This is a genomic window from Pseudoalteromonas sp. TB25 (assembly GCF_000497995.1).
In the GTDB taxonomy this organism is placed as follows: domain Bacteria; phylum Pseudomonadota; class Gammaproteobacteria; order Enterobacterales; family Alteromonadaceae; genus Pseudoalteromonas; species Pseudoalteromonas distincta.
The window spans coordinates 1-1,731 of record NZ_AUTI01000387.1 but is presented as its reverse complement, the minus strand read 5'-3'; the positions used below and the strand labels follow the sequence as shown (position 1 = coordinate 1,731).

The 1,731-nt window shown below is 40.3% G+C and carries 1 protein-coding gene; it reads right to left on the bottom strand.

Annotated features, from left to right (window positions below; translation table 11 throughout):
• Positions 1 to 132: 132 nt before the first annotated feature.
• A protein-coding gene (locus L652_RS0116910; RefSeq protein WP_139015387.1) for an IS3 family transposase occupies positions 133 to 1,679 on the bottom strand; the annotation gives its coding sequence in 2 pieces (ribosomal slippage) (positions 133 to 1,220 and positions 1,220 to 1,679; 1,548 coding nt in all).
• Positions 1,680 to 1,731: the final 52 nt, after the last annotated feature.

The window sequence follows — 1,731 nt, the reverse complement described above, 5'->3', positions numbered from 1 at the left end:
ATTAACCTGTAGACGCACAACTTGTTGGCGTGACGGGCACAAAGCCCGTAAAAAGTAATTTTTTCACAAAGAGGTTAAGAGACGCTGCGCTTTTCGGAGTTTTTCAAGTTAGTTGTCGCATCAAAGTAAATTTTATGCCGCCCGCATTGCTTCTTTTTTCTCTGGATTTAAATTTACTTCATTGATCATCGTCCAATTTCGAGACTTTCCTGACCAACGAATTGGGTTCTGTAATTTCGCCATTTCATTTATCTGATGACGTTTCGCTAGTATCGCTTTATCTAATCCTAAATGACGCTGGTTTGGCGTGACAAATTTAATACCGCTGTGCAAGTGCTCATCGTTGTACCAATCAACAAATCCGCTAACCCACTTTCTTGCGCTACCCATGCTTTCAAAGGCTTTCTCAGGGTATCCCGGGCGATACTTTAACGTCTTAAATAGCGATTCAGAATAAGGATTATCATTACTCACAGACGGTCGGCTAAATGAAGGAACAATACCTAACTCCTGCAATGTCGCTAATAACGTTGCCCCTTTCATTGGACTGCCATTATCCGAGTGCAACGTGACTTGCTCAGGCTTTACCTGCTCTCGCCTGCAAATATCTACCATTAAATCAGCCGCCAGTGTGCTTAGTTGTGTGTCATGAACCTGCCAACCAACTATTTTTCGACTATAAATATCCATCACTAAATATAAGTATAAAAACTGACCTTTAACAGCTGTTGGCAAATACGTGATATCCCATGTATAAATTTCGTTTACACGTATTGCCTTGAGCGCTTTTGGCTTTTTTATCTTTTTATTTGGTTTAACTTTTTCTCTGTGTGTTAATAATTTATGTGATTTCATAACGCGATAAAACGAGCTTTCTGATGCTATCCACACACCTTTATCCAATAGTTTAGGGACTATCTTACTGGGTGGTAAATGTCCATATTCTATTGAATTAACAGTCTTAATTATACGCTGTTGTTCTAATTCAGTTAGCCTGTTAGGTGGTCGCTTTATCGTACTTGTTCGCTTATCTGTCATATCATCAGCTTCAATCCAGCGTTGAATTGTTCTTGCCGTTAGACCAAGTAACTCACATGCTTTTTCTTGCCTTGCCCCTGATTCCTGCGCATCGGTAATGAGCTTTATCAATTCATGACGCTCAGTTGAGCTGGTTAATCGTCCTCGTTGAAACCCCAAAGCGCATCTGCTTTTTTTTTGAGTACAAGTAAGGCGGCTGTTTCTGCTAACGCTTTGTCTTTACGATTAAGCTCTTTTTGAAGCTGCTTAATTTCTTGTTTGAGCTGTTTACTGTCTGATTTTACGGGCGTCGTTGAAGGCCCTTGAGCAAAATCTTGCTTCCATTGTTTAATATGATGCGGGTAAAGCCCCTTAGCACGGCAATATTCATTAAGAGCTGCTTCATCTAAACTCGCACATTCAATAATGGCGTTAAGCCTTTCTTCTAAGCTCCAGTCATGAGGGCGTTTTTCTGTTGTCATGTGACTACCATTATTTTTAGTTTCAAGTTCATGGTTTTTAGCAAGCGCGATCCATCGTTGCAAGGTTGAATAACCGATGCCTAAATCAAGCGCAATATCTTCTAGGCGAACATCATCACATTGGGATAATGCTTTTTCAACAGCTTGAACTTTAAATTCTTGTGTAAATCGACGTCTCATTTTATCTGCCTCTATTAAAAGTTAGAGGCGACAACTATCCTGACACAGGGGG